Source organism: Anaerosporobacter faecicola, from assembly GCF_012070565.1.
Lineage (GTDB): Bacteria > Bacillota > Clostridia > Lachnospirales > Lachnospiraceae > Anaerosporobacter > Anaerosporobacter faecicola.
On the sequence record NZ_JAAQRO010000009.1, the window covers coordinates 168,996 to 195,371 of the forward strand.

A 26,376-nucleotide genomic window follows, 5' to 3' on the forward strand; every position below is an offset into this window, starting at 1 on the left:
TACTGAATACTCGTATACTGTAGATAGTTTGATTATCAAACTATCTACTTTTTCTATGGAGGTATACGGGTATGTTAATGAAACCATTATTGATTGGAAACCTGAAATCTCGTTTTCCGATTATTCAAGGTGGTATGGGCGTTGGTATTAGCAGAGCTAGATTAGCTGGTGCAGTTGCAAGCGAGGGAGGAATTGGAATCATATCTACGGCACAGATAGGATATGATGAACCCGATTTTGAGAAACATCCCATAGAAGCAAATCTATTGGCGATAAAGAAGCATTTACAAAAAGCAAAAGAAATAGCAAAAGGCGGAATCGTAGGGGTGAACATCATGGTTGCTACGAAACGCTATGCTGATTATGTGAAAGCAGCGGTAGAAGCAAAAGCAGATGTAATTATAAGTGGTGCGGGTCTTCCGGTTAATCTTCCAGAACTGGTTCGAGGAGGGGTTAGTAAGATTGCACCAATCGTATCCAGTTGCAAAGCAGCTTCTATCATACTGAAACTATGGGATAAAAAGTATCAAAGAACAGCTGATTTTCTTGTGATTGAAGGACCAAAAGCAGGGGGACATCTTGGATTTCATGAAGAGGAATTAGGAACAATCAACGAGGAGTCCTATGATCAGGAGATTCATAAAATTATTGATGTCGCAAGGGAATATGAGGACAAATACAAACAGAACATACCAGTGATTATAGGTGGAGGAATTTACTCAAAAGAAGATGTAGAACATGCATTACAGTTAGGTGCAGCAGGAATACAAGTAGGAACACGATTTGTAACAACGGAGGAATGTGATGCTTCAGAAGCATACAAACAAGCCTATCTCGCTTGTAATAAAGAAGACATTCGAATCATAAAGAGTCCTGTTGGCATGCCAGGAAGGGCAATTTGGAATCCATTTCTAGAGAAAGTGACCAAGGAGAAAGAGGTGATCACAAGATGTTTTCACTGTTTGGAACATTGCAATCCAATAGATGTCCCTTATTGTATAACAAGGGCATTAATCCATGCAGTGGAGGGGAATCTTGATCAAGGTCTTATCTTCTGTGGTGAAAATGCATACAAACTTAAAGAAATGTCAACGGTAAAAGAAGTCATGAGAGACTTAATCGTCTGATCATCGTTAGTAACCTTTATAATTAAGTTGATTGATATAGATGAAAACGCTGTTTGATGATTGAATTAGAAGAGGAGAGATATTGACATATGCCCAAAACGATCTATAATAGAACTTAACAAAAGATTATATGGAGGTTATAGATATGAAAATAGCAGTAACATATGAAGCTGGGCAAATCTTTCAACATTTTGGTCATACAAGTCAATTCAAGATTTATGAAGTAGAAGATCAAGAAATTAAAAGTTCAAAGATTGTGGATACCAATGGTAGTGGGCACGGAGCTTTAGCTGGTTTCTTGGCAAATGAAGAGGTTCAAGTACTTGTTTGCGGAGGTATTGGTGGTGGTGCACAAGCTGCATTAGCAGAACAAGGAATTCAGCTGTATGGTGGTGTTACAGGAGATGCAGATGAAGCGGTAAAAGCACTTCTTCATGATGCGCTTGCCTATAACCCAAATGTATCCTGCAATCACCATGATCATGAACACGGGGGAGAAGGTCACACTTGCGGAGAACATGGTTGTGGCAGTCATCATTGTGGTGAGTAGATACCAATTCGATCGTATAAACGGAAGCAATGCGTGAATTGTGAATAACAATCTTTCTGTACATGGTTGGAACAAAGGGTTTTCCTTCTGTTTCACCTATGTCATGGAAGGTTGTTTTTTTTATACTAGGGTTCGGGTGTCAAAAGCCCTTATTTACTTTGAGGTCCGACAATTTGTACAATTTGTTCTTATAGGTTTATTTCCTTACACACCTCTCTTGTTTGAATACATAATTTGTTTTATAATAATTTGATATAATGGAGAAAGGATATGTGCCATATCTTTTGAACTTTCGTTCATAAAAAAATTGAGGTGAAAGCAATGGCTAGACCAACGAAATTAAGAAAAATAGAATGTAGTCCTTCGATTCCCTATTTCGTACCGTCGGAAACAGGATTAGACGGTGTGGAACAGAATGTATTGTTATTGGAAGAATTAGAAGCATTGCGATTAAAAGACCTAGAAGGGTTAGAACAAGCAGAATGTGCAGCACAGATGGAAGTTTCTCGTCCAACTTTTCAGAGAATTCTCCTATCTGCAAGAGAAAAGGTGGCAGATTGCTTAATTCATGGAAAGAGCATTCATATTGAAGGTGGCAACTATACTAGGAATATCTGTCCAGTAAGATGTGAGGATTGTCACAAAGAATGGAAAGAAAGTTTAGAGAACATGCAAAAGATCAAAGAAGGAGCGTATGGATGCCCTACTTGTGGCTCAAGTAAAGTTGCTTGTATGAAACAATGCAACGGGATGCTGTGTCATAAGCAATGTGGAAAACATAGGGGGGAAGGAAAGACGTGTGGCTGCATTACATAAAATGCTACATGCATTGAAAGCCGATTCCAATATAATAACACGACAAATCGGAGTAACGTACCGTACAGTAAGAAAAACACCAAAGAAATCACAGGATACATCAAGAATACATGGTAAAGGAGAGAAACGATGACAACGGTAACTTTAGGTATGACAGGAATAACAACGAATAAGAATGGATTTGGCGCTCTACCAATTCAAAGAATAGGAGCCGATCAAGCGATAAAGCTATTACAGAAAGCATTTGCACATGGGATTACTTTCTTTGATACAGCAAGGTTTTACACAGATAGTGAAGAAAAGTTAGGAGAAGCCCTTTCTTCCGTACGAGAGCAGATCTATATTGCAACAAAAACAGCAGCGACAGATGCAAAAGCTTTTTGGAAGGACTTAGAAACTAGCCTTCGTTTATTAAAAACGGACTATATCGACTTATATCAATTCCATAATCCTTCCTTTTGCCCTAAACCAGGAGATGGAACAGGATTATATGAAGCAATGCTCGAAGCCAAAGAACAAGGGAAAATCCGCCATATTGGTATAACTAACCACCGTTTATCTGTTGCTAATGAAGCAATTGAATCGGGGCTTTATGAAACGCTACAATTTCCTTTTAATTATCTTGCAACAAAAGAGGAATTACGTTTGGTTACAAAGTGCAAGGAACAGAATATGGGATTTATCGCGATGAAGGCGTTATCAGGAGGACTAATTACGAATTCAAAAGCAGCATATGCTTACCAGGCACAATATGAACATGTCTTACCAATTTGGGGAATACAAAGAGAAAATGAACTGGATGAATTCTTAAGTTATATGGAAAATCCACCTGTTATGAGTGAGGAGATTCAAGCTATTATAGAAAAAGACCAAAAAGAATTGGCTGGAAACTTTTGCAGAGGTTGCGGATATTGTATGCCATGTCCAGTTGGTATAGAAATTAATAACTGTGCTCGAATGTCGTTGCTTCTTCGTCGCTCTCCATCTGAACTACAATTAACCAAGGAAGTTCAAGAAAAAATGAAGCGCATTGAAAAATGTATTAACTGTGGAAGATGTGCTTCACGATGTCCATATGGATTAAATACACCAAAGCTTTTAAAAGAAAATTATAAAGATTATAAAGAAGTTCTAGCAGGAAAACCTTTATAAATTCTTTCCTTTTGCCGATATAAGTAAGGAAAGGGTGATGAGAATGACGACAAATCCAGTTAGTCAAATGGGTCAAGGTATGTGCCAATCATATTTTGATGAAGTACAAAGACAAAAGGGAACAGAAATGTTAAGTCAGAAGGATACTGACTCTCTACAGAAATCATTTACTAAGGCTTTGGGAGATTATGAAGACTATGTAAGAGATCGTCTAAAAAATGGAGCCCCTAAATTCCAAATCGGCGGAGCAGAACTTTCTATAAAAGAATGGGATAATTTAATATCGAAAGTAGATGCTGCCATCGATCAGATCAAGGAAGAGCTGGAAGAAAGAAAAGAAGTCGCAGAAGAAGACGAGAAAAAAAGCCGAGAATGTGAGCAAAAGCATAAGAAAGAGGAAAAAGAAAAGCTGGAGCGAAAGAAAAAATCGGAGAAAGAGCGTCTTGAAAAACTCGAACAAAAGAAAGAAGTGCAAGAAAAGGAAACAGAAGAAAAACAACAAGACCAAGAATTAATTGCAAAGACCTTGGAAGAAAAGGAATCCTCCCAAGTAGAGAATGAATTAACGATCACGGAAGAGCAACTGAAACAGTTAGTAATGGATCCTTATCTTGGCTAGATGAAGCATCTTGTATAGAAATCTTTATTAAATAATAGTTTCCATGCTAATTGAATACCCTATATATTATATACATGTTCTGTGAGATATAAAGTAAAGCGATAATCTATTTCTAATTTACGGATAATTTATGTGAATATGTATATGAAGAAACAGAATGGTAATTTTATGTAGAGACAGTCTGAAAGTAACAATATACGAGCATTGTGTTTTTGCTCGCATTTGATAAGTAGGGTTGTCTCTTTTGTTGTATTAATTTTTATTGTAATACTTTTATTGTATTAATATTTTATTGATAATCGCTTTGGCAATTTTTATTTACGTATACTTGCAAGCGATTGTATGAACAAGTAGGTGGATTGCTATATTCGCTAGTAAACGTGCTCTCGCTTGGTTTCACAGGTAACGGTAACGAATTGACCTTTTCAACGACAACACGTATAATGTTTTGTAAGAATATAAATCAGATGTACCAAATATTAATCTGATTGACTTGGATTTGAAATTGAATAGTATACAAATAAGTAGTTTAACATCGACACATAGAGAAAGGATTATCACATGAAAACAGTAGTTATCGCAGAAAAACCTTCTGTAGCACGCGATATCGCACGGGTATTGCATTGTAATCAGAAAATCAATGGAGCACTGGAAGGAAAACAATATATTGTTACGTGGGGCTTAGGACATTTGGTTACACTTGCTGACCCAGAAAAGTATAAACCTGAATATAAAGAATGGAAGATGGAACATCTTCCGATGTTACCGGATCGAATGGAATTAGTGGTGATTAAACAGACAGCAAAACAATTTCAAGCAGTGAAGACGCAGATCTTTCGTAAAGATGTAGGCGATATCATTATCGCTACGGATGCGGGAAGAGAAGGGGAACTGGTTGCAAGATGGATCATTGAGAAAGCTGGCTGTAAGAAACCAATGAAGAGACTTTGGATTTCTTCTGTTACGGATAAAGCAATCAAAGACGGTTTTGCGCATCTAAAAAGTAGCAAGGAGTATGATGCCTTATATGATGCGGCAGTTGCAAGAGCAGAGTCCGATTGGTTGGTCGGAATGAATGCAACACGTGCTTTGACATGCAAATACAATGCGCAGTTATCCTGCGGTCGTGTACAAACACCAACGCTTGCCATGATTGCAAAACGAGAAGAGGAAATCCGAAAATTTCAACCTCAATCTTATTATGGTTTGCATGCAAAAGCAAATGGCGTATCGTTCACATGGAAAGATAGAAAAACAAACAACACAACATCATTCGACAAGGATAGAATGATGAATATCCTTAAAAAAGTACAAAATCAGAAAGGAACTGCAACTATTCTACAGGTGAAGAAAACGTCGAAAAAGACATTCGCTCCAGCGTTGTATGACTTAACGGAATTACAAAGAGATGCGAATAAACGATTCCATTTCTCAGCGAAGGAAACGTTGAACATTATGCAACGTCTGTATGAAAATCATAAGGTGCTAACCTATCCAAGAACGGACTCTAGATACATTACTACTGATGTAGTAGCTACAATTCCAGAGCGTCTTCGTGCATGTGCGGTAGGTCCTTATAAAAAATTGGCAGGAAGATTAGCGAATACATCAATCAAAGGAAATGGAAGTTTTGTCAATAATAATAAAGTATCCGATCATCATGCCATAATTCCAACAGAACAATTTGTCCAACTGGATCATATGACGAATGAGGAAAAGAAAATATATGATCTTGTAGTTCGTAGATTTTTAGCAGTCCTTTACCCACCGTTTGAATATGAGGAGACAACTGTAGAATTTGAACTAGCAGGCGAACTTTTTGTTACAAAAGCGAAAGTTGTAACGAAGCTAGGATTTCAAGAAGTATATGTGGCGGATCAGGAAGAGAATTATATGGACTTTGATGACGAGGAGACGGAATCGAACCTGAAGGGACAATTTGTCCGAAACGAGAAAGTGCAAACTTGGAAAGCAGGCGACCAGATTGAAGGTGTACTTGTAACAATTTCAGAAGGGAAGACAAAACCACCTGCTTATTTTACAGAAGCAACGTTACTTTCCGCTATGGAGAATCCAGTGAAATACATGGAGCATTATGAAAAGGAAGCGGCTAAGACATTGGGAGAAACAGGTGGACTTGGCACTGTTGCAACTAGAGCAGATATCATTGAGAAATTATTCTCTAATTTCCTAATTGAGAAAAAAGGAAATGAAATCTTCATAACATCAAAAGGAAAGCAGCTACTTACTTTAGTACCTGCACCATTAAAGAAACCAGAATTAACGGCAGACTGGGAAACGAAACTGGGTCAAATAGCAAAAGGAACTATGAAAAAAGCAACATTTATGAAGGATATCCGTTCCTACTCTATGGAACTTGTGGAGGAGATCAAAGGCGGGGAAGGAACCTATCGCCATGATAATCTAACGAACAGTAAGTGCCCTGTTTGTGGTAAACGAATGTTGTCTGTAAAGGGGAAAAACAGCCGTATGCTTGTCTGCCAGGATCGTTCTTGTGGATATCGAGAAACGATTGCTCGAACAACGAATGCACGCTGTCCAGTATGTCATAAGAAGATGGAACTATGCGGAAAAGACGATGCAAGTGTATTTGTCTGTGCTTGTGGTCACAAAGAGAAGTTGTCCGCATTTCAAGAACGGCGGAAAAAAGAAGGTGCGGGTGTTTCCAAAAAAGAGGTTGCTAATTACTTGAAAAAACAACAGAAGGAAGCAAACGAACCAGTAAATAATGCATTTGCAGATGCATTTGCAAAATTGAAGTTATAACCTTGTTCAAACATGCCATACTGGTGTCATGATTCATTTGCTAAAGTATAGTTGTAAACAAAACAAGACAAGTCGAGACATATATGTAAGAAGGATTCGTCTTATACAAGGCGGTTTGTGTTATGCGCAACTATGCAAGACTTATGAAAGGGCAGGTTATTAATATGATTGAATCAAGATGCGGTATTGTTTGCAGTAAATGCGAGTATAGGGATCAATTTTCTTGTAAAGGCTGTGTAAATATTGAAAAGCCAATGTGGGGAGAATGTAAGATCAAAAAATGTTGTGAGTCAAAGAAAATTACACATTGTGGATTGTGTGAGAAATTCCCTTGTGAGGACCTGATTACATTTTCTTACGATAAGGAACAAGGCGATCATGGTGCAAGAATTGAACAGTGTAGATGTTGGTACAAAGGAGGAGATGACTCATGCCAATTATAACGCCAAACTTTGTTTTTAATGGTCAATGTGAAGAAGCAATACAACTATATCAAAAAGCATTTCAGGCAGAGGTTACGGTACTTCTTCGTTATTCGGATGCTCAGGTTCAAGATCTGCAAAGAGAATTGACACAAGTGGAACAAAATTATATTTATCACGCAGAACTTACCATAGGTAACCAAAGAATAATGATGGCAGATAATTTACCAGAATCTTATATTGCAAGCGGAATGTCTCTAACAATAACGATGGATACGAAAGAAGAGGTTGAGCGAGCATTTCGTGTAATGGAAGAAAAAGCTACCATCATCTTACCACTTCATCGAACAACCTATAGCTCGTGTACTGTAAGTTTTGTAGATCAATTTGGATTTCGTTGGGTTATTATGACGGAGCAGGTGGAACGTTAACGATAGCAGATCTAATTAAAAATTATAAAAGTATTAAAAAGATTGACAAATTGAACACAGTAGAGTAGAATCATAAAAAAATAAGAATGGCATTGAGAAGGAAGAGTATATAGTCCTGGATTTCAGAGAGAAGATGGTTGGTGCAAATCTTTAGGAAAGGAATATAGAAGGCGCCTTTGAGCTGTGTGTTGAACGAGTGATCAATTAGACATTACCGGAGTTCCTACCGTTATCAAAGGAACAGCATACGGAGAAATCCTGTGTTGATGGAGAGCAGAGAAATCTGAAGTTAGGTGGTACCACGGACAATATAAACGTTCGCCCTAAGCATAATTGCTTAGGACGGACGTTTTTTTTACGCGAGCAACGAGCCAAAGTCCAACTTTCTATTAAATAAACCCTCCGGTGGATGCGCACTCGTTCTAACTAACGCTCTCAATAACACTCTTATGTAGATATGGATTCATTAGTAAAATAGAAAGGCTATGGGGAATAAACCACATAGAAGGTGAGAAAAATGAGAACATTTACAATGGATGAGATGATTGCATATTGTAATCAGTATGGCTATATTTTTCAAGGAAGTGAAATCTATGGTGGATTAGCGAATACTTGGGATTATGGTCCTCTAGGAAGTCGACTGAAGAATACGATCAAGGATGCATGGCGTTATTATTTTATTCAACGTCGTAAGAATAGTTATGAAGTGGATGCGGATATCCTTATGAATCCAATGGTATGGAAAGCAAGCGGACATCTGGATGGATTTTCGGATCCCTTACTGGATTGCAAAGAATGTAAAACAAGACACCGTGCAGATAATTTAATTGAGGAATTTGATGAAAATGCCCATGCGGATGGAATGTCACAAAATGAAATGTTATCTTATATTCGAGAACATCAAATTCCATGCCCTGTATGTGGAAAAAGTAATTTTACCGATATTCGTCAGTTTAATCTGATGTTTGCAACGAAACGTGGGGTAACAGAGGATTCTTCCAATACCATTTATCTACGACCAGAGAATGCACAGGGGGAATATGTGAATTTTGTAAATGTACAACGAACAATGCGCGCAAAATTACCATTTAGCATCGGACAAATAGGAAAAGCATTCCGTAATGAAATTACCCCAGGAAATTTCACATTTCGTACGATTGAATTTGAACAAATGGAGTATCAAACATTTTGTAAAAAGGGCGAAGATGAATCCTTATATGAGTATTTTAAAGAATACGGTTTAGAATTCTTCCAGTATCTTGGCTTAAGTAAAGAGCATCTAAGATATCATGATCACGAAAAACTAGCACATTATGCAAAAGCAGCATGCGATATTGAATATGCCTTTCCATTTGGTTGGGGAGAGATTAATGGTACGCATAATCGTACAGATTTTGATCTGACCAGACACCAACAATATACAGGGAAAACATTAGAATACATGGATCCTATTTCAAATGAACGATATATTCCATACATTATTGAATCTACGTATGGTCTTGATCGTCTTGTATTAGCCGTTTTATTCGAAAATCTAGTAGAAGAGGATCTAGAAGAGGGAGATACGAGAGTTGTTCTTAAAATCAAACCATTCTTAGCACCAATTAAGGTGAATGTATTACCATTGATTAAAAAACGTCATGCAGATAAAGCAGAAGAAATCTACACGATGCTTACGGGTGTAATGATGGCTACGTATGACGAAGCAGGGAATATTGGAAAGAGATATCGAAGGGGAGATGCAATTGGTACACCATTTGCAGTTACCATTGATGATGACACATTGGAAAAGAATACCGTTACTGTACGAGAACGTGATTCCATGAAGCAAGTAACGATACCAGTTGATGAATTAGTAGTTTATCTTCAAGAAAATATGAGATAGATAACAGTGGGAGGAAGGTTCGAAACAACAGAACCTTCCAAAATACTGTTTTACACCCTGTGGTTTCAATGCCAATGTAACTATAGAAAACGCCTTAAATCAATCATAAAATCCTCTTCGATGTGAACGATCTTTCTTGCAAGAGCTTTCACTTCTTCAGAAGCCGCAGGATATTGATTCAGATATTTACAAACGGATTTAATCCCCATATTACAACCGTCAGTCATTAAGTCAGCGATTTTGGGATCTGCATTATCCGTCATCAGTTTCATATTGGTTTTTAACCATGACATCGCAGTTGCAACAGGATTGGGCTCTTTTCCATCATCATGATATCGCTGTAAGAGTTGGTCTAATTCTGTTTGTAAGGTAATGTGCTCTTTCCTTGATTTTTCTAATGAGTCTTTGAGATCATTATTTTGTGCATGATCCACAACCTCATCAATACTTTTAATTGCCATTTTAAGTCCTGCATCACACTCATCAAGTAGATGAAGCGAATCTTCTTCAATCATATTGATACCTTCTTTCTAGTTCGTAACTGGTTGGAATGCGAAAAGCCTGATGAAAAGGAGTCAATCACTATTAAACAAAGCTTTTGGCAGATTATATAGAATCTCATATATAGTGTTTGAAAGAAATGAAAAAATATACACATTGTAGTTCTATGAATTGGATTTGCAAACGAGTGATGATGTGTTCGAAATTGTATTCCTTGAGGATTTCCTGTATTTAGTCTAGATATTGTTTACATGTGTATAGTATGAGCATTTTGTGAAATGATGATAGGGATTGATGATAGAAAAATGGACCAAACATACACAGGGAAAGAAAAACGTGTTATAGTATAAGTAGCTCATACATTCATGAGAATATTTAGAAGGAAATGAAAAAAACAAGATGTTTTATTGAAAGGAGCCTGTGTTTACAATGGGAACAAAATGGAATTTGGTTTTTCCTGGAGGAAAGAGAAATGCTCTTACTTTCAGTTATGATGATGGTTTGATCTTCGATCGTCAGTTGGTACAATTATTTAATCAATATCAGGTCAAAGGAACATTTAATCTGAACTCTGGGGAGTTTGGACGAGTTGCTGTTGATTATCAGAATGGTGTAGAAGTAGAAGATTCAACCATAAAGAGTGAGGAAGTAGCAACATTATATGAAGAACATGAAGTTGCTTCTCATACAGTGTCCCATCCATCATTAACGAATATGGATACAAGTACAATGGCATATGAAGTGATTAATGATCGGAAAAACTTAGAGGACTTGACGCATCAATTTGTCACAGGTTTTGCTTATCCATACGGTACATACAATAATGAAGTAGAGCAAGTTTTAAAAATGTGTGGTATTGAATATGCTAGAACAGTACAGTCAACCCATGGCTTTGATTTACCTGCTAATCCATTGGAATGGAATCCTACATGTCACCATAATGATGAGCAATTGATGGAATTGGCAAAAGAATTTTGTGAGAAGAAAGATCCATATGGTAGAATTCGTGTTTTTTATGTTTGGGGACATAGCTTTGAATTTGGAAGAAATAATGACTGGTATAAGATGGAGAATTTACTTGCATATATGAAGCCATATTTTCCAGACATCTGGTTAGCAACGAATCATGAGATTATGGACTATTATCTTGCTTTTAAACAAGCAAAATATACAGCTGATGGGAATAAAATCAGGAATACAAGTGGGATTGATCTCTATTTCTCAGGAGAAGAAGGAATCTTCTGTGTTAAAGCATTTTCGGAAAAGGAACTTTAAAATCATATAAAAAGCCACCCTATGGACTGGATTGCGATAAGTCTATAGGGTGGCATTACTTATGTGTTCTGTTATTATTCTTCTGACTCAATCTCTTTTTCATGTTGCTGCGGATTTCCATTATTGGAGTTGTTTGAACCATTATGACTAAATACATTGATTCCCTTTTGGAAAGGTGAGAAGATGAAACCAGCAACCACACCTAATAAAGTTGCTGCTACAACAACTAAAACCTTTTCTTCTTTGGACCAGGAACGATTTACGAATTCTGCGATACATTGTTTCATAAAATACACCTCCGATTATTTTTGTAATGAAAAGTCGATTTTAAGTTTCGTGTTCAACATAAAATTGACTTTTCATAATACAACGATTACCATACAATTTATGTCCTCGTATTATAAAACTAGTATTATTTTAAAACATTTCTAGCAATTATTCAATAGATAACGCAGAATCAATGGGGATTAATGTGCCGAACCGCTGCAAAGGGAATACCATTCGCAATCACCACAGATTTCTTTGTGTTTACCTGGCTCAAGAATATTTTTCTTTACAGAATCAAGAAAATCGGAGATGGTAAGGACTTGATCTTTTTCAAGATGGCAATACTTAAGTACCAGTAGGTCGTACCGCGTCACTTTCTCTTGAGAACGACATTGGTGGACTTCGTGATTTGCTATATTATGGGGGCAGTGGTTACATAAGAAATCAACATTTGCATGTAACTTGATTTTTTTTTGTGGCTCTTGTTGAATCTGTTTCACAAAAGAAGTCATATAATCGGTAAACTCTTTGCTATACCCTTTTCCTTGATAAAATTGTATACAAAGCCCATGATGGGGGCGAAGGTTAGGAATCATACCCTTACCTCTACTTGCATTAATTCAGGAAGAGTTTTTCTTAACCGAAGTGTAAGGAAGGTTGCAGCTAGAATCTTAATCGCATCCCCTGGCAAGAATGGATAGACACAATAAACAAGTGAAGTGGAAAGGGAGAACTTCATCACATTCATAAACCATATGGTACCAACAATATAACAAAGCATCATGCCAATAATCATAGATAAAGAAAGCTTCCACCATGTATATCCCAATTTTTTTGTAAGAAAACCGACTGCAAATGCGGCGATTATGTAACCGATAATATAGCCACCTGTTGGACCAATGACACAACGGAACCCACCTGTGAAACCTGCGAATACAGGAACGCCAGAAGCGCCTAATAAGACATATATGAATACAGAGATTGTCCCATGCTTAGGGCCGAGTAAAGCACCTGCTAGATAAGCACCGAATAAGGCTAAGTTTATGGGTACCATAGGCAATGGAATCTGAATCTGAGAACAAACAGCTAAAAGAGCTGCAAATAGAGCACTCATTGTTAAGTATTTGGTTTTGTTATTCATTGTTATTCCTCCGATTGTATGTATGTAATCCAAATTATTATATCTGATTACGTATAATGTTAACCATAATAAAGCATTGGTTTACGATAGTATAACGCGAAAAAAACGGTTTGTCAACCTTATAATATAATTGGTTAACAAACCGTTTTGGTCTATATTTTAGTCATTGAACAAAAGCCTACAGCAAAATTTCTATAACAAAACTTTGAATCTGTAGTTTTGAGCCCTATGTATCACTACAAACCCATATGTTTACTCTTTTCCGTTCCAGCAATACGTACAAAGTTTGCATGGCTCAATTCCAACTGATTCAATCATATCATCTAGACGATGATAGCGAAGGGAAGTGAAATTCAATTGTTTTCTGATCTCTTCTAACATTGCCTGATAACGATCCGATTCTGGATTCGCATATTCATCCAACGTATTCTCGGCATTATCTCCTTCTTTATCTGCAATAATTCTTCTAGTAATCAGATCCATTTCTGAAGTGGAACGAGAAAAATTCAGGTATTTACAACCGTATAGCAATGGTGGACATGCAGGTCGGATATGAACCTCTTTAGCACCACTTTGATATAAGAATTCAGTCGTTTCCCTTAATTGTGTTCCACGTACAATAGAATCATCGATTAATAACAGACTTTGGTTTTGAATTAAGTCATGTACTGGTATTAATTTCATCTTTGCAATTAAATTTCGTTTGCTTTGAATGGTAGGCATAAAAGAACGAGGCCAAGTTGGGGTGTATTTGATAAAAGGTCTCGAGAACGGGATACCAGATGCATTCGCATACCCAATGGCATGTGCAGTACCGGAATCTGGAACACCTGCAACAATATCAGGGGTAACGGTATCGCGGCTAGCTAACTTTTCTCCACAATGATAACGCATTTTCTCTACGCTGATTCCTTCATAAGAAGAGGAAGGATATCCGTAATAGATCCAGAGAAAGGTACAGATCTTCATATCTTTTCCTGGTGAACATAGAGTACGTACGCCTTCAGGAGTGATAACAGCGATTTCACCTGGACCAAGTTCTTTATATTCCGTATATCCTAGATTTAGATAAGCAAAACTCTCAAAGGAAGCGCAGAATGCATCTGCTTTTTTCCCTATAGAGACAGGTGTACGTCCATAACGGTCTCTTGCTGCATAGATGCCTTTTGCTGTCATAAGGAGCATTGTCATGGAACCTTCAATCAGTTCCTGTGCATATTGAATACCTTCAACTAGATTCTCCTTTTGATTGATGATCGCTGCAACTAGTTCCGTCGCATTAATATCTCCACCGCTCATTTCAAGAAAATGTGTATGTCCTGTTTGGAAGATTTGTTCCACGATCTGATCTGTGTTATTGATCTTTCCAACGGTTGTAATGGCGAAGGTGCCATGATGGGAACGAACAATTAACGGCTGTGGTTCGAAATCAGAGATACAACCAATACCGAGATAGCCTTCCATGTTATTCACATCCTTTTCAAATTTCGTTCGAAAAGGAGAATTCTCTATATTATGAATGGCACGATTAAATCCAGTCTTACCGTATACTGCTAAACCACCTCTTCTTGTTCCAAGATGAGAGTGATAATCTGTTCCAAAAAATAAATCAAATACACAATCTGTTTTTGATGCAACACCAAAAAATCCACCCATAATAAACCTCCAGTTAATTTTATTGTATATGTTCATGTAACGATCTCTTGCTCTTATAATGCAATCATGTTAAATCCATAGAAAATACGTGAAATCTACAGAATCTATTTAATTTTATTAGATGCAAGACAAGAAAACAACCTTTTTATAAGTATATACTAATTAATCATGAATCTTATTAATTTTACTTATGAATAACTGAGTTGATAACGAAGTTTATAACTAAGAAATTTGGTTTATGGTGAATACGGAAAGAAAGATCCAATAGTAAGAAGTTAAGTATATTAAACAGAAAGATAAAGTAAACAAAAAATAGAGTAAACAAAAAATAGAGTAAACAAGAAAGATAGTAAGAAAGTTTAAATAAATGAAAGAGAAAGTTTAGATAGAACGATCAATAAAACGTATTACCAAAAGAACCATTTACAAAATTAACAGACTTAATAGAAAAGAGGATTACCGGTTTTATGGCAATCCTCTAATAAAATCATACGATATTGAAGGAAAGAAACAATCTATTCTACTGTTACTGATTTTGCAAGGTTCCTTGGCTGATCAACGTTCAATCCACGATGAACAGAAGTATAGTAAGCAATTAACTGTAATACAACTGCTGCAGTAAATGGAGCAAACTGATCATCTGTCTTTGGAAGGATGATATGATGTGTACATAAATCATCATCAACTGGCATTTCTCCGTTCGTAATCAGAATAACCATAGCACCTCTTGCACGAACTTCACGGATGTTAGAGATCATCTTTGCATAGACATGCTCCTGTGTTGCTAAAGCAATAACAGGTACTTGATCGGTAACAAGAGAAAGAGTACCATGTTTTAATTCACCAGCAGCATAAGCTTCCGAATGGATATAGCTAATTTCCTTTAATTTTATTGATCCTTCACAAGAAAGAGCGTAGTCTAACCCCCTACCGATGAAGAAAAGGTCTTCTGCAGAAGTAAGACAATTACTGATTTCTTCAATCTTTTTATCATAGCCAATGGTTGTTTCAACTGCAGTAGTTACCTCTTGTAATTGTTTTAGGTAGGAAGCATATGTCTCCTCGTCAATCATACCGCGAATATGAGCAAACTTGAAAGCAATCATATAGATGCTAGATAATTGAACGGTATAGGCTTTTGTACTTGCTACAGCGATTTCTGGGCCTGCATGTGTATAGAAAACGTAGTCGCTTTCTCTTGCAATAGAAGAGCCTTTTACATTAACAATGGATAATGTTTTACAACCCGCTTCTTTGGATAAACGAAGAGCAGCAAGCGTATCTGCTGTTTCACCTGACTGAGAAATCGTAATTACAAGAGTATTCTTATCTAAAATTGGATTATTATAACGGAATTCAGAAGCAATCTCAACCGTTACAGGAATTCGTAATAATTTTTCGAACATGACTTTACCAATCAGTCCGGCATGCATAGCTGTTCCACATCCTACGATTATTACACGGTTAATTCCTGTAAAGACATCATCATCAATTCCATCTTCTTTGAAATCTAATTTCCCGTTCTTAATACGAGGAACGATGGTATTATGAAGAGCAGTTGGTTGTTCATGGATTTCTTTTAACATGAAGTGAGCAAACCCACCTTTTTTAGCAGAAGTGATATCCCAATCTACATGAAGCATCTTTGGTTCCATTTGATTTCCTTCAAGAGTAGTTACTTCAATTGATTGACCATCTAATTTTGCAATATGGTGTTCTGGTAAAACAAAGTAATCCTTGGAATATTTGATCAATGCAACCATGTCAGAAGCAATGATGGATCCTTGTTCTGCTTGGCATGCAACCAAAGGACTGCCATTACGAATCGCGTAGATTACACCAGGTTGATCTTTGAACAGGATACAGAATGCGTAGGCACCGTCTAGGATTGTTGTTGCTTTCTTGATCGCTTCATAAGCATCTCCCTCATAGAGATCATTGATCAACATAGCAGCTATTTCAGAATCCGTCTGTGAAACAGGATGTTTTCCTGATTTCGCAAATTCTTTCTCAATCTCATGATAATTTTCTATGATACCATTATGAATCAACGTAACATTACCAAAAGTATGAGGATGGCAGTTTGTATCGGATACCCCACCATGTGTAGCCCATCTTGTATGCCCGATTCCGCAAGTTGTTTGTTTATCAGCAATACTAGCTACTTTCTCTATTAGATTAGAAACTTTTCCAGTTGTTTTGATCGTTTTGATGGTTTCGTTTTGAAAGAAAGCGATACCAGCACTATCGTAACCTCTATATTCTAATTCGCTTAATCCATTTAATAAAACTTCAGTGGCATCTAAATTGCCTGAAAATCCAATAATTCCACACATAATACAATCTCCTTTTCAATTTGAATTAAATATTAGTCAATTCATATTCCTCTATATCAATAAGGAGCGTACAAAAATAAAACCTAAATGAAAAACTTCCATAGGATAAATAGGAGATATGAAAAAAGACAATAAAAAATAAAGCTTGGTTATATCTCTTTGTTCCCTGATTACTCAAGTATTTGAAGATATATATCGCATCCAAGAATACGAAAAGGTCCCCGCCGAATTTTCGAACACCTTTTACCTCGTTACCCTTTGCTTTTTCCGCCCAGGCAAAGGTACATGGCGCTAAGTTTATCAAGTTCGGATTATACAAGATAATATCACGACTTGAAGACATTTCTGTCAAAATAACAATCAATGGGCTAGATTGGTCTACTTTTTATAATTCCCCCTTATAATACCAGAAAAAAGGTATTCGATCCTATATAATATGTATATGATGGATCCAACTAGACTGGTACTTATTTTGTAACAATTTTTTGTTACAATCACCTTACAATATAACAGGTTTCCGTTGTAAAGTCAATATTCGCATAAAATGGTCATAGAATTGTTTCTATTGTGTTTGAAAATTCATTCATTGTATGGTACACTAACCATGGTTTCCGATAATGGAAATCAATTCATAATTATTGGAGGTGCATATGAACGAAGATAAAAAACCACTTATTATCTTAACAGGACCAACTGCAGTTGGAAAAACTGCACTATCCATACGCCTTGCAAAAGCAGTGAATGGAGAGATTATCTCTGCTGACTCGATGCAAGTATATAAGAAGATGGACATTGGTACTGCAAAGATTATGCCAGAAGAGATGGATGGTGTGAAGCACTATCTAGTGGATGAATTAATGCCGGATGATGAGTTCAACGTAGTGAAATTCAAACAGTTAGCTTTGACATATATGGAAGAAATCTATGGAAAGGGAAAGATTCCAATCATAGTAGGTGGAACAGGGTTCTATATTCAAGCGATATTGAATGATATCGATTTTACTGAAACAAATGAAGATCATTCCTACCGTGAAGAACTACAAAAGATTGCAGAAGAAAAAGGTGCTGCATACCTATATGAACAATTAAGAGTGGTGGATGAAGAATCCACAAAAATCATTCATCAGAATAATGTAAAGAGAGTGATACGTGCACTAGAATATTATCACCAGACGGGAGAGAAGATTTCTAGTCATAATGAAGAACAGAAACAGAAACAGTCGCCATATCAATTTGCGTATTTTGTATTAAACCATAATCGTGAAATATTGTATGATCGAATAGAAGAACGAATCGATTTAATGATCAAGCAAGGACTAGTTGATGAAGTCACTTCATTATATAAAGAAGGATATCGACGAGATCTTGTTTCTATGCAGGGACTTGGCTATAAGGAAATCCTAGCGTATCTTGAAGGAGAATGTAGTCTTGAGGAAGCTATCTATATATTGAAACGAGATACAAGACATTTTGCTAAAAGACAGATTACTTGGTTTAAGCGAGAGAATGATGTAATCTGGCTAGATCGTACGCAATATCATGATGATGAGAATGCAATCTTATCAAGAATGTGTGAGATTTTAAGAGAAAAAAATATAATTAACTAAGGTTTTTGTTATGAAAACAGTTAGGAGAAAACAGATGGAACAAATGAAAGAGATGTATAAAAGCTTAGGTATACAAGAAGAAGTGCTTGAATTTTGTGAAACAATTGAGAAAAAACTGCAAGAGAGATTTTATAATATTGATAAAGTTGCTGAGTTCAATCAAATGAAAGTAATTAAGGCAATGCAGGAGAATCATTTATCGGATGTACACTTCTGTGCAACTACAGGATATGGGTATAATGACCTTGGTCGTGATACGCTTGAGAATATCTATGCTTCCGTATTCCATGCAGAATCAGCTTTAGTACGTCCACAGTTAACTTGTGGAACCCATGCACTTACCGTTGCGTTATCTGGAAATCTTCGCCCAGGAGATGAAATTCTGTCCCCAGTAGGAAAACCATATGATACCTTAGAAGGTGTTATTGGAATACAACCATGCAAAGGTTCATTAGCGGAGTATGGAATTACTTATCGACAGGTCGATCTTCTAGAGGATGGAGCATTTGATTACGAAGGAATCAAAGCAGCCATGAATGAACGAACAAAATTAGTGACCATTCAGCGTTCCAAAGGCTATCAGACGAGACCAACACTTTCAGTAGCTAGAATTGGAGAATTAATTGCATTTGTTAAGGAAATTAATCCAAATGTAATCTGTATGGTGGATAATTGTTATGGAGAATTTGTTGAAACAATCGAACCGACAGATGTTGGAGCCGATCTATGCGTTGGCTCCCTAATCAAGAATCCAGGAGGTGGACTGGCACCAATTGGTGGATATATTGTTGGAAAAGAAGAATATGTAGAGAATGCAGCATATCGTTTGACTTCACCTGGTTTGGGTAAAGAAGTTGGTGCTACACTTGGTATTAATCAACAATTGATCCAAGGATTTTTTATGGCACCACAAGTTGTGTCAGGCGCATTAAAAGGAGCAATATTTGCAGCAAACATCTATGAAAAATTAGGTTTCTCTGTTGTTCCAAATGGATCAGAGTCCAGACATGATATTATTCAGGCAGTTACACTTGGCTCCGCAGAAGCAATCATTGCTTTTTGCAAAGGTATTCAAGCAGCTGCTCCTGTAGATAGTTATGTTACACCAGAACCTTGGGCTATGCCAGGATATACGTGTGATGTAATTATGGCGGCTGGAGCATTTATTCAAGGTTCATCGATTGAATTAAGTGCAGATGCTCCAATTAAACCACCATATGCCGTGTATTTCCAAGGTGGGCTTACCTGGTATCATTCGAAGTTAGGAATTATGATGTCTTTACAGAAACTATATGAAAAAGGATTGTGTAAGCTATCCTAACTTGTCGATGAAATTGTGTATACAAACATGCAAATTTGTGTTAAAATGTATGTTGGAGTATGACTATTCGTTAGTCTGCAAATGAAGTAGGGACAAGTTAAGAAAATGATAATGATGGAGATTGATTAAGATGCGAAATTCTGCCAAAAACGGTTGGTCATTATTTTTATTGTTATTAACAGGCATTGTGCTTGGAGGTTTTATTGGCTGGGTTGCCAAAGATGTAAAGTATCTGACCTGGTTGAATTATGGACAACAGTTTGGATTTAGCGAACCATTTCAATTGAATCTTGGAATCCTGAAGGTTACATTCGGGTTGACAATCAAGATTACAATGGCAAGTATTATTGGGGTATTATTAGCGATTATTGTCTATCGAAAGATCTAATGTAGATAGAACTTTTGCATAGAAAGAAAGCTATTTGCTTGATGAGAATCCTTAGAAAAGGAAGGATTATATGAAGCAAAAAGAGCATTTAACAGTAAAAGAATTACCAGTAACAGAGCAACCTTATGAAAAATGCGAACGCTATGGAGCAGCCAGTTTATCGGATGCAGAATTACTAGCGGTCATTATACGCTCGGGTTCGAAAAGGGAACGGGCAGTTGATGTTGCGAGTCGCGTCTTAACGAATCGAAAGACAGAACAGGGGATTGTATCCTTATGCCAGTATACTATGGAGGAATTATGTAAGATCAATGGTATTGGCAAAGTGAAAGCAATACAATTGCTATGTCTCGCTGAAATCAGCAAACGAATGGTGAAGGCAACCTATGGAATGAAGATTCGATTTTCTTCCCCGGAGGCCATTGCGAATTATTATATGGAACAGATGCGGCATCTTAAAGTAGAACAAGCTGTATTACTGTTCTTAGATACCAAGTGCCAGTTAATTCGAGATATGGAACTATCAAAAGGGTCAGTGAATGCTTCGATTACGGCACCACGAGAGATATTTTTGAATGCACTAAAGTATGGTGCAGTCTATATTATTTTGATGCATAATCATCCCAGTGGAGATCCTATGCCAAGCAATGAGGACATTCAAACGACCAAACGAATACGGGAAGCGGGTTTAATAATAGGAATCAAACTTATGGATCACATTATTATTGGTGATACTACGTATGTAAGCTTAAAAGAACAAGGGTATCTTGAGTAGAAGCCCGTTCAGTTTGGAAGGAGTAATAGTAAGTGGCAGCAAAAACTTATGGTATAGACTTAGGAACTAATACAATAAAAGTATACAAAAAAGGAGAAGGCGTTGTCCTTCATGAAAGAAATATTATTGCAATCGAAAACAAGAAGAATGTACTTGCCGTTGGTGATGAAGCCTATGAGATGAATGAAAAGGCTCCTGTATCCATTAAAGTAATATCTCCTGTTAGGAATGGAGTAATTGCTGATATCGGGAATATGCAGCGCTTACTAACGTATACCATTAACAAATTAAATGGTGGTAAGAAAAGTACAAGTTCATTTTTTATTGCAGTACCAACTGATATTACAGCTGTTGAGAAAAAATCATTTTATGATACAGTATTAGCATCGAATTCAAAAATCAAGGATATTAGTATTGTAGAGAAAAGTATTGCTGATGCATTGGGAGTTGGACTTGACATTACCAATGCAAGAGGTGTTATGGTAGTGAATATTGGTGCAGATACCACAGAAGTATCTATTATATCGTTAGGTGGTATTGTATTGAGTAAGTTGATTAATATCGGTGGTAATAAATTAGATGAATCAATTAAATTATATGTTAAGAAAAAATATAACCTTGCTATTGGAAGTAAAACAGCAGAGACAATTAAGAAAAATCTAACATTTGCATTACCAGGAAGCAATGAGTCCATCTCCGTTTTTGGACGAAATGTAGTGAATGGTTTACCGGCACAAATGGAGATTAATTCAGAGATGGTTTATGATTCCATTCGAGAATATCTTCATACCATTGTGGATGCGATTAAGGTGATTCTTGAGAGAACTCCTCCAGAAATCTCTTCTGACATTATTGAATCTGGTATTTATGTGACAGGGGGATCTGCAACAATCAAGGGGTTGGATCGATTAATTGCGGAAAATACAGATTTGAAAGTTAATATTTGTGACAAAGCAGACAGTACCGTTGTTGAAGGGTTAGGCAGAATAATTGAAGAACCTGATTTAAAGGAACTGGCTACCAATGTGAAACAAATAATCAATAGACGATAGACAAGGGAAGTCGAGGGGGACGTTATGAGACGTAGAACAAGGTTTTCGCTTGAACCAAAATATATCTTAGCAATTTGTTCCGTACTTTGTATTATTTTGATTTTTGTATCAGTACGGTATGAGGATAAGATACAGCCAGTTAAGAATGTAGTGACAGGGGTATTCACTCCAATGCAAAAAGGTATTAATACGGTTGGAAATTGGATCACTGATAAGATGGAACTTCTGAAGAATATTAAAGATTTGCAGAAAGAGAACAAAGAACTACAGGAACAATTAGCTGAAACAACGTATGAAAACAGAATATTACAACAAGAAGGATATGAACTTGATACATTACGTGATCTCTATGAGTTAGACAAACGCTATCCAAGTTATCCGAAAGTTGCAGCAACAATCATCAGCAAAGATACGAATAATTGGTACAGTCGTTTTGTTATTGACAAAGGTTCTGATGATGGTTTAAAAGTTGGAATGAATGTATTAGCTGGGAATGGACTTGTTGGTATTATTATTGATGTTGGACATAATAATGCAACGGTTCGCTCCATCATTGATGATGCCAATAATGTAAGTGGTATGTTTTTGAAAACGAATGATCAATGCAATGTTAAGGGAAACCTGGAATTGATTGATAATGGTATGATCGAAGTACAGGGAATCGATAAAGATGCAAAAGTAAAAGATGGGTATGAGGTTGTTACTTCAACAATCAGTCCAAAATATCTACAAGGAATACTCATTGGCTATGTATCAGATATTACGTTGAATTCGGATAATTTGACAATGTCAGGTTATCTAACTCCTGCGGTTGATTTCTCTAACTTAACAACTGTACTTGTTATTACAGAATTAAAAGAAGCTTTATACTAGAAAGGATATTGATCAATGAAACGATTTTTCATGTTTTTTATCACCATTATAGTATGTTTCTTATTACAAAGTACAGTATTTCAAGCACTATCATTAGCGGGCGTAGCGCCAAACCTCCTTCTTATTGTTACTGTTGCTGCGGGATATATGTATGGCAGAACAAAAGGAATCTATGTAGGGTTGGCATGTGGACTTTTAGTAGATATCTGTTATGGTGATATTATTGGATTATTTGGATTGATGTACATGTGTATTGGATATCTGAATGGATATGCACATAAGATTTATTTCCGTGATGACTATACAATGCCAATTATCTTAGTATCAATCAGCGATTTCTTATACGGTTTCTTTTATTATGTTTTTTTATTCTTATTAAGAAATCGTCTGAATTTTTTCTTCTATTTGCGAAGGATCATTTTGCCAGAATTGATCTATACAGTAGTCGTATCGATTGTACTATATAAGATACTTCATATACTGAATGTAAAGTTAGAGCGTTCTGCGCATAAGGAGGTTTAGGTGTGTTTGATATATTTATGGAAAAAGTAAAACGACTTTTTCAGTCGCGATTACTTCCTATTGTAATGATCTATCTTCTGTTATGTTTCGCTCTTGTTAGTCGAATCTTTACGATCCAAATCGTTGATGGAGAAGAACATGAAGTAGAAGCACAGCAAAAGATTACAAAAGAGAGAGAATTGAAAAGTACAAGGGGTAATATACTAGATCGCAATGGAGAACTTCTTGCATACAATGAAGTGTCTTATTCAATCACGTATGAAGATACAGGTGAATTGACGACCAATGCAGAGAAGAATGCAATGATTTATAAATTAATTAGGATTATTGAAAAGAATGATGATGTTCTAGCAGGAGACTTCTTTATTCAACTTGACAAAGATGGTAATTTTACTTTTCAAAAAGATGGGAGTTCCGAACTTCGCTTTAAACGAGATGTTTTCTCTTTGAGCAAAGTTGACCAGCTGACAGACGAACAAAAAGCAATGAGTGCTGAAGAAATCTTTAACTATATTCGATACGGTTCTGAAGAGAAATCAACGAAGATGTATGACATATCCGATGAGTACAGTACGGAAGATGCTTTGAAAATCATGATGATCCGTTTCAATATTCTTATGAACAAATACTCTAGATATTTACCAATAACAATAGCCACCAATGTGAATGACGAGACAGTTGCAACTGTTAGAGAAAGTATGGAAGAACTACCTGGAGTTGATGTCTTATCCCAAACACACCGTGTGTACAATAAGAGTGAATACTTTGCTCATATTTTAGGATATACAGGCCTAATATCACAGGAAAAATTAGAAGAGCTAAAAGAAGAGGGAAATGAGAATTATAGTGCAACGGATCAAGTTGGTATTACAGGTGTAGAAAAAGAATTTGAAGAGTATCTACATGGCGAAAATGGTAGTGAGACAGTTGTAGTCAATGATCAAACTCGTGTATTGGAGATTTTAAATACCAATGAACCAAAAGCTGGAAATGATGTATATCTTACCATCGATGCAAAATTACAGGAAACCTGTTACAAATTGTTAGAAAGACGATTAGCAAGTATCATTCTGAATGCATTAAAGAATAATGACAAGATGACAATCTATGATGTTTATTATGCGTTGATCAACAATAGCGTAATTGATATAACAGCATTGAATAATGATGATAGTACGAATCTGGAAAAACAGGTATACAAACTGTTCGCTTCACAACAAAAGGTTGCATTCAAAAATCTGAAAAAGGAATTATCTATATCAAATACGACGCCTAAGAAATCATTATCGGATGATATGATTGAATACATGGATTACATCTATAGTATGCTAAAAAAACAGAAGATTCTTCTGATCTCCGATATTCCTGATGGAGATGAAACGTTAGCTGCTTATAAAAGTGGAAGTATAAGTATGAGCAGTTTTTTGAAATATGCTGTTTCCAATAATTATGTTGACCTATCAAAATTAAATGTTAGTACTGAATATTATAGTACGGAAGAATTATATGAAAAACTATTGGATCTTATTATTGATACGTTAGCAGATGATAGCAGTTTTAACAAAATTATCTACCGTGATTTGGTATATTCGTACAAATTATCGGGAAAAGAAATTTGTCTTTTATTATTTGACCAGAGTGTGATAGAATATGATGAGAAGGCAATCGATGGTTTAGTGAATGGTACATTAACCCCATCATCCTTCATTCAGGCGAAGATTCGTAATCTAGAAATAACACCTGCACAACTTGCACTGGAGCCATGTTCGGGTTCGGTTGTTGTAACAGATGTAAAGACAGGAGAGTTATTGGCTTTGGTAACTTATCCAAGTTATGATAACAATATGCTTGCGAATCAAGTGGATTCTGCATATTATGCAAAACTGACGAATGATTTATCTTACCCATTGCTTAATCGTCCATTACAGACACGAACAGCACCGGGTTCTACGTATAAGATGGTTTCATCAGTAGCTGGTTTGGAAGAAGGTGTAATTGGACCAACGGAGAAAATCCAGGATAAGTATGAATTTACCGCAATCAAACCAAGTCCAAAAGACCATACAAGAAATTCACATGGAAAGATTGATGTGCCGAATGCCTTAGAGGTATCTTGTAACTATTTCTACTATGAATTGGGATATCGGTTAAGTCTAGATTCTGCTAAAAATTATAAGAGCCAATTAGGTTTGGACAAATTGAAAAAATATGCAGAGATGTTCGGATTTGGTGAAAATAGTGGAATTGAACTTCCGGAGTACGAACCACAAATTTCTAATTTTGATGCCGTTCGTTCTGCGATTGGACAAAGTGAAAATAATTATACCCCATCTCAAATCTCAAGATATGTTACAGCTATTGCGAATCGAGGAACGGTATTTAATCTTACAATATTTAAAGAAGTACAAGATTTGAATAAGAAGGTTATTGAGAAGAATAAAGCAACGATATTTAATAATGTTGAAATCAGTAATACGACCTGGAATTTAGTACAGGAAGGTATGTACAAAGTTGTAAATGGAGAAGATAGTTCAATTAAGAAACTATTTAAAGATATTGATGTAGAAATTGCTGGAAAGACTGGTACAGCCCAACAAGATAAAAAGAAACCAAATCATGCTTTGTTTGTTTCTTATGCACCATTTGATGATCCAGAAATCTCTGTTACTGTAGCAATACCAAATGGTTATACTTCTAGTAATGCTGCGGAATTAGCAAGAGATGTTTATAAATATTATTACAAGCAAGATGGATACAAAGATATGTTAAAAGGCAAAGTTGACCTACCTGAACTAAGCAGTGGCATTTCTGACTAGACTTAGAATTCGTTAGACACCATTCTGGTAGAAAGATTTTTCTACCAGATATTTTGA

The 26,376-nt window shown here is 36.3% G+C and carries 25 protein-coding genes and 1 other annotated feature; of the genes, 19 read left to right on the forward strand and 6 right to left on the reverse strand.

All coding sequences use genetic code 11. The features are described 5' to 3' along the window. Positions 1–71 precede the first annotated feature (71 nt). The 10 genes from HBB17_RS05505 to HBB17_RS05545 all read left to right on the forward strand — a co-directional run bounded on the left by HBB17_RS05505 (position 72) and on the right by HBB17_RS05545 (position 9,789). Entirely contained in the window at positions 72–1,127 is a 1,056-nt protein-coding gene (locus HBB17_RS05505; RefSeq protein WP_167956467.1) for an NAD(P)H-dependent flavin oxidoreductase, read from the forward strand. A 145-nt stretch (positions 1,128–1,272) separates the two neighbouring features. Beyond that, positions 1,273–1,677 carry a NifB/NifX family molybdenum-iron cluster-binding protein gene (locus tag HBB17_RS05510; protein ID WP_167956469.1) on the forward strand — a complete coding sequence of 135 codons (405 nt, stop codon included), beginning with the start codon at positions 1,273–1,275 and terminating at the stop codon, positions 1,675–1,677. Positions 1,678–1,998: 321 nt separating this feature from the next. Next, positions 1,999–2,493, forward strand: coding sequence for a DUF134 domain-containing protein (locus HBB17_RS05515; protein WP_167956471.1), 495 nt, complete (start codon positions 1,999–2,001; stop codon positions 2,491–2,493). Between the two features lies 1 nt (position 2,494). After that, a complete protein-coding gene (locus HBB17_RS20620) occupies positions 2,495–2,626 on the forward strand; it encodes a hypothetical protein (protein WP_274380763.1) in 132 nt (43 codons plus the stop codon). Then, entirely contained in the window at positions 2,623–3,645 is a 1,023-nt protein-coding gene (locus HBB17_RS05520) for an aldo/keto reductase (RefSeq protein WP_167956472.1), read from the forward strand. Before HBB17_RS20620 ends, HBB17_RS05520 begins: the two co-directional genes overlap by 4 nt. Before the next feature lie 37 nt (positions 3,646–3,682). Then, on the forward strand, positions 3,683–4,264 hold the full coding sequence (locus tag HBB17_RS05525; protein WP_167956473.1) for a hypothetical protein: 582 nt from the start codon (positions 3,683–3,685) through the stop codon (positions 4,262–4,264). A 561-nt stretch (positions 4,265–4,825) separates the two neighbouring features. After that, positions 4,826–7,051 (forward strand): DNA topoisomerase III, encoded by a 2,226-nt coding sequence (locus HBB17_RS05530; RefSeq protein ID WP_167956474.1) that lies wholly within the window; start codon positions 4,826–4,828, stop codon positions 7,049–7,051. 122 nt (positions 7,052–7,173) lie between these two features. Next, entirely contained in the window at positions 7,174–7,494 is a 321-nt protein-coding gene (locus HBB17_RS05535) for a DUF3795 domain-containing protein (RefSeq protein WP_330588161.1), read from the forward strand. Continuing rightward, positions 7,482–7,904, forward strand: coding sequence for a VOC family protein (locus HBB17_RS05540; RefSeq protein ID WP_167956475.1), 423 nt, complete (start codon positions 7,482–7,484; stop codon positions 7,902–7,904). The genes HBB17_RS05535 and HBB17_RS05540 overlap by 13 nt, the downstream gene beginning before the upstream one ends. Positions 7,905–7,987: 83 nt before the next feature. Continuing rightward, positions 7,988–8,233, forward strand: a binding site (T-box leader). 188 nt (positions 8,234–8,421) lie between these two features. Continuing rightward, complete coding sequence (locus tag HBB17_RS05545; RefSeq protein WP_167956476.1) at positions 8,422–9,789, forward strand: glycine--tRNA ligase; 1,368 nt, start codon at positions 8,422–8,424, stop codon at positions 9,787–9,789. Positions 9,790–9,869: 80 nt separating this feature from the next. Here the strand turns inward: HBB17_RS05545 and HBB17_RS05550 are convergent, their stop codons facing one another. Continuing rightward, the gene (locus HBB17_RS05550) at positions 9,870–10,304 is read right to left on the reverse strand and encodes a hypothetical protein (RefSeq protein WP_167956477.1); all 435 of its coding nucleotides are present in this window, start codon (positions 10,302–10,304) and stop codon (positions 9,870–9,872) included. Between the two features lie 415 nt (positions 10,305–10,719). On the opposite strand from HBB17_RS05550, the gene HBB17_RS05555 reads away from it, so the two are divergent. Continuing rightward, complete coding sequence (locus tag HBB17_RS05555) at positions 10,720–11,565, forward strand: polysaccharide deacetylase family protein (RefSeq protein WP_167956478.1); 846 nt, start codon at positions 10,720–10,722, stop codon at positions 11,563–11,565. A gap of 74 nt (positions 11,566–11,639) precedes the next feature. On the opposite strand, the gene HBB17_RS05560 is transcribed toward HBB17_RS05555, so the two are convergent. From HBB17_RS05560 to glmS, 5 genes are all read right to left on the reverse strand, one after another. Beyond that, positions 11,640–11,852, reverse strand: coding sequence for a hypothetical protein (locus HBB17_RS05560; RefSeq protein WP_167956479.1), 213 nt, complete (start codon positions 11,850–11,852; stop codon positions 11,640–11,642). Between the two features lie 180 nt (positions 11,853–12,032). Continuing rightward, positions 12,033–12,428: a DUF1284 domain-containing protein gene (locus tag HBB17_RS05565; RefSeq protein ID WP_167956480.1), complete on the reverse strand. Its 396-nt coding sequence runs from the start codon at positions 12,426–12,428 to the stop codon at positions 12,033–12,035. Next, positions 12,425–12,973 (reverse strand): biotin transporter BioY, encoded by a 549-nt coding sequence (locus HBB17_RS05570; RefSeq protein WP_167956481.1) that lies wholly within the window; start codon positions 12,971–12,973, stop codon positions 12,425–12,427. Before HBB17_RS05570 ends, HBB17_RS05565 begins: the two co-directional genes overlap by 4 nt. Positions 12,974–13,225: 252 nt before the next feature. Further along, entirely contained in the window at positions 13,226–14,629 is a 1,404-nt protein-coding gene (locus HBB17_RS05575) for an amidophosphoribosyltransferase (protein WP_167956482.1), read from the reverse strand. A gap of 515 nt (positions 14,630–15,144) precedes the next feature. After that, positions 15,145–16,965 (reverse strand): glutamine--fructose-6-phosphate transaminase (isomerizing), encoded by a 1,821-nt coding sequence (gene glmS / locus HBB17_RS05580; protein WP_167956483.1) that lies wholly within the window; start codon positions 16,963–16,965, stop codon positions 15,145–15,147. Positions 16,966–17,615: 650 nt separating this feature from the next. Here glmS and miaA point away from each other — a divergent pair. The 8 genes from miaA to HBB17_RS05620 all read left to right on the forward strand — a co-directional run bounded on the left by miaA (position 17,616) and on the right by HBB17_RS05620 (position 26,319). Beyond that, positions 17,616–18,572, forward strand: coding sequence for a tRNA (adenosine(37)-N6)-dimethylallyltransferase MiaA (gene miaA / locus HBB17_RS05585; protein WP_167956484.1), 957 nt, complete (start codon positions 17,616–17,618; stop codon positions 18,570–18,572). Between the two features lie 34 nt (positions 18,573–18,606). After that, the gene (locus HBB17_RS05590) at positions 18,607–19,893 is read left to right on the forward strand and encodes a methionine gamma-lyase family protein (RefSeq protein WP_167956485.1); all 1,287 of its coding nucleotides are present in this window, start codon (positions 18,607–18,609) and stop codon (positions 19,891–19,893) included. Positions 19,894–20,023: 130 nt separating this feature from the next. After that, positions 20,024–20,281, forward strand: a complete 258-nt coding sequence (locus HBB17_RS05595; protein ID WP_167956486.1) for a DUF4321 domain-containing protein — start codon at positions 20,024–20,026, stop codon at positions 20,279–20,281. Between the two features lie 70 nt (positions 20,282–20,351). Next, a complete protein-coding gene (gene radC / locus HBB17_RS05600; RefSeq protein WP_167956487.1) occupies positions 20,352–21,056 on the forward strand; it encodes a RadC family protein in 705 nt (234 codons plus the stop codon). Positions 21,057–21,088: 32 nt separating this feature from the next. Continuing rightward, positions 21,089–22,108 carry a rod shape-determining protein gene (gene mreB / locus HBB17_RS05605; protein WP_167956488.1) on the forward strand — a complete coding sequence of 340 codons (1,020 nt, stop codon included), beginning with the start codon at positions 21,089–21,091 and terminating at the stop codon, positions 22,106–22,108. 24 nt (positions 22,109–22,132) lie between these two features. Continuing rightward, positions 22,133–22,981 carry a rod shape-determining protein MreC gene (gene mreC, locus HBB17_RS05610; RefSeq protein WP_167956489.1) on the forward strand — a complete coding sequence of 283 codons (849 nt, stop codon included), beginning with the start codon at positions 22,133–22,135 and terminating at the stop codon, positions 22,979–22,981. Positions 22,982–22,996: 15 nt separating this feature from the next. Continuing rightward, positions 22,997–23,503, forward strand: coding sequence for a rod shape-determining protein MreD (mreD, locus tag HBB17_RS05615; protein ID WP_167956490.1), 507 nt, complete (start codon positions 22,997–22,999; stop codon positions 23,501–23,503). Positions 23,504–23,505: 2 nt separating this feature from the next. Continuing rightward, positions 23,506–26,319, forward strand: a complete 2,814-nt coding sequence (locus HBB17_RS05620) for a penicillin-binding transpeptidase domain-containing protein (RefSeq protein ID WP_167956491.1) — start codon at positions 23,506–23,508, stop codon at positions 26,317–26,319. Positions 26,320–26,376: the final 57 nt, after the last annotated feature.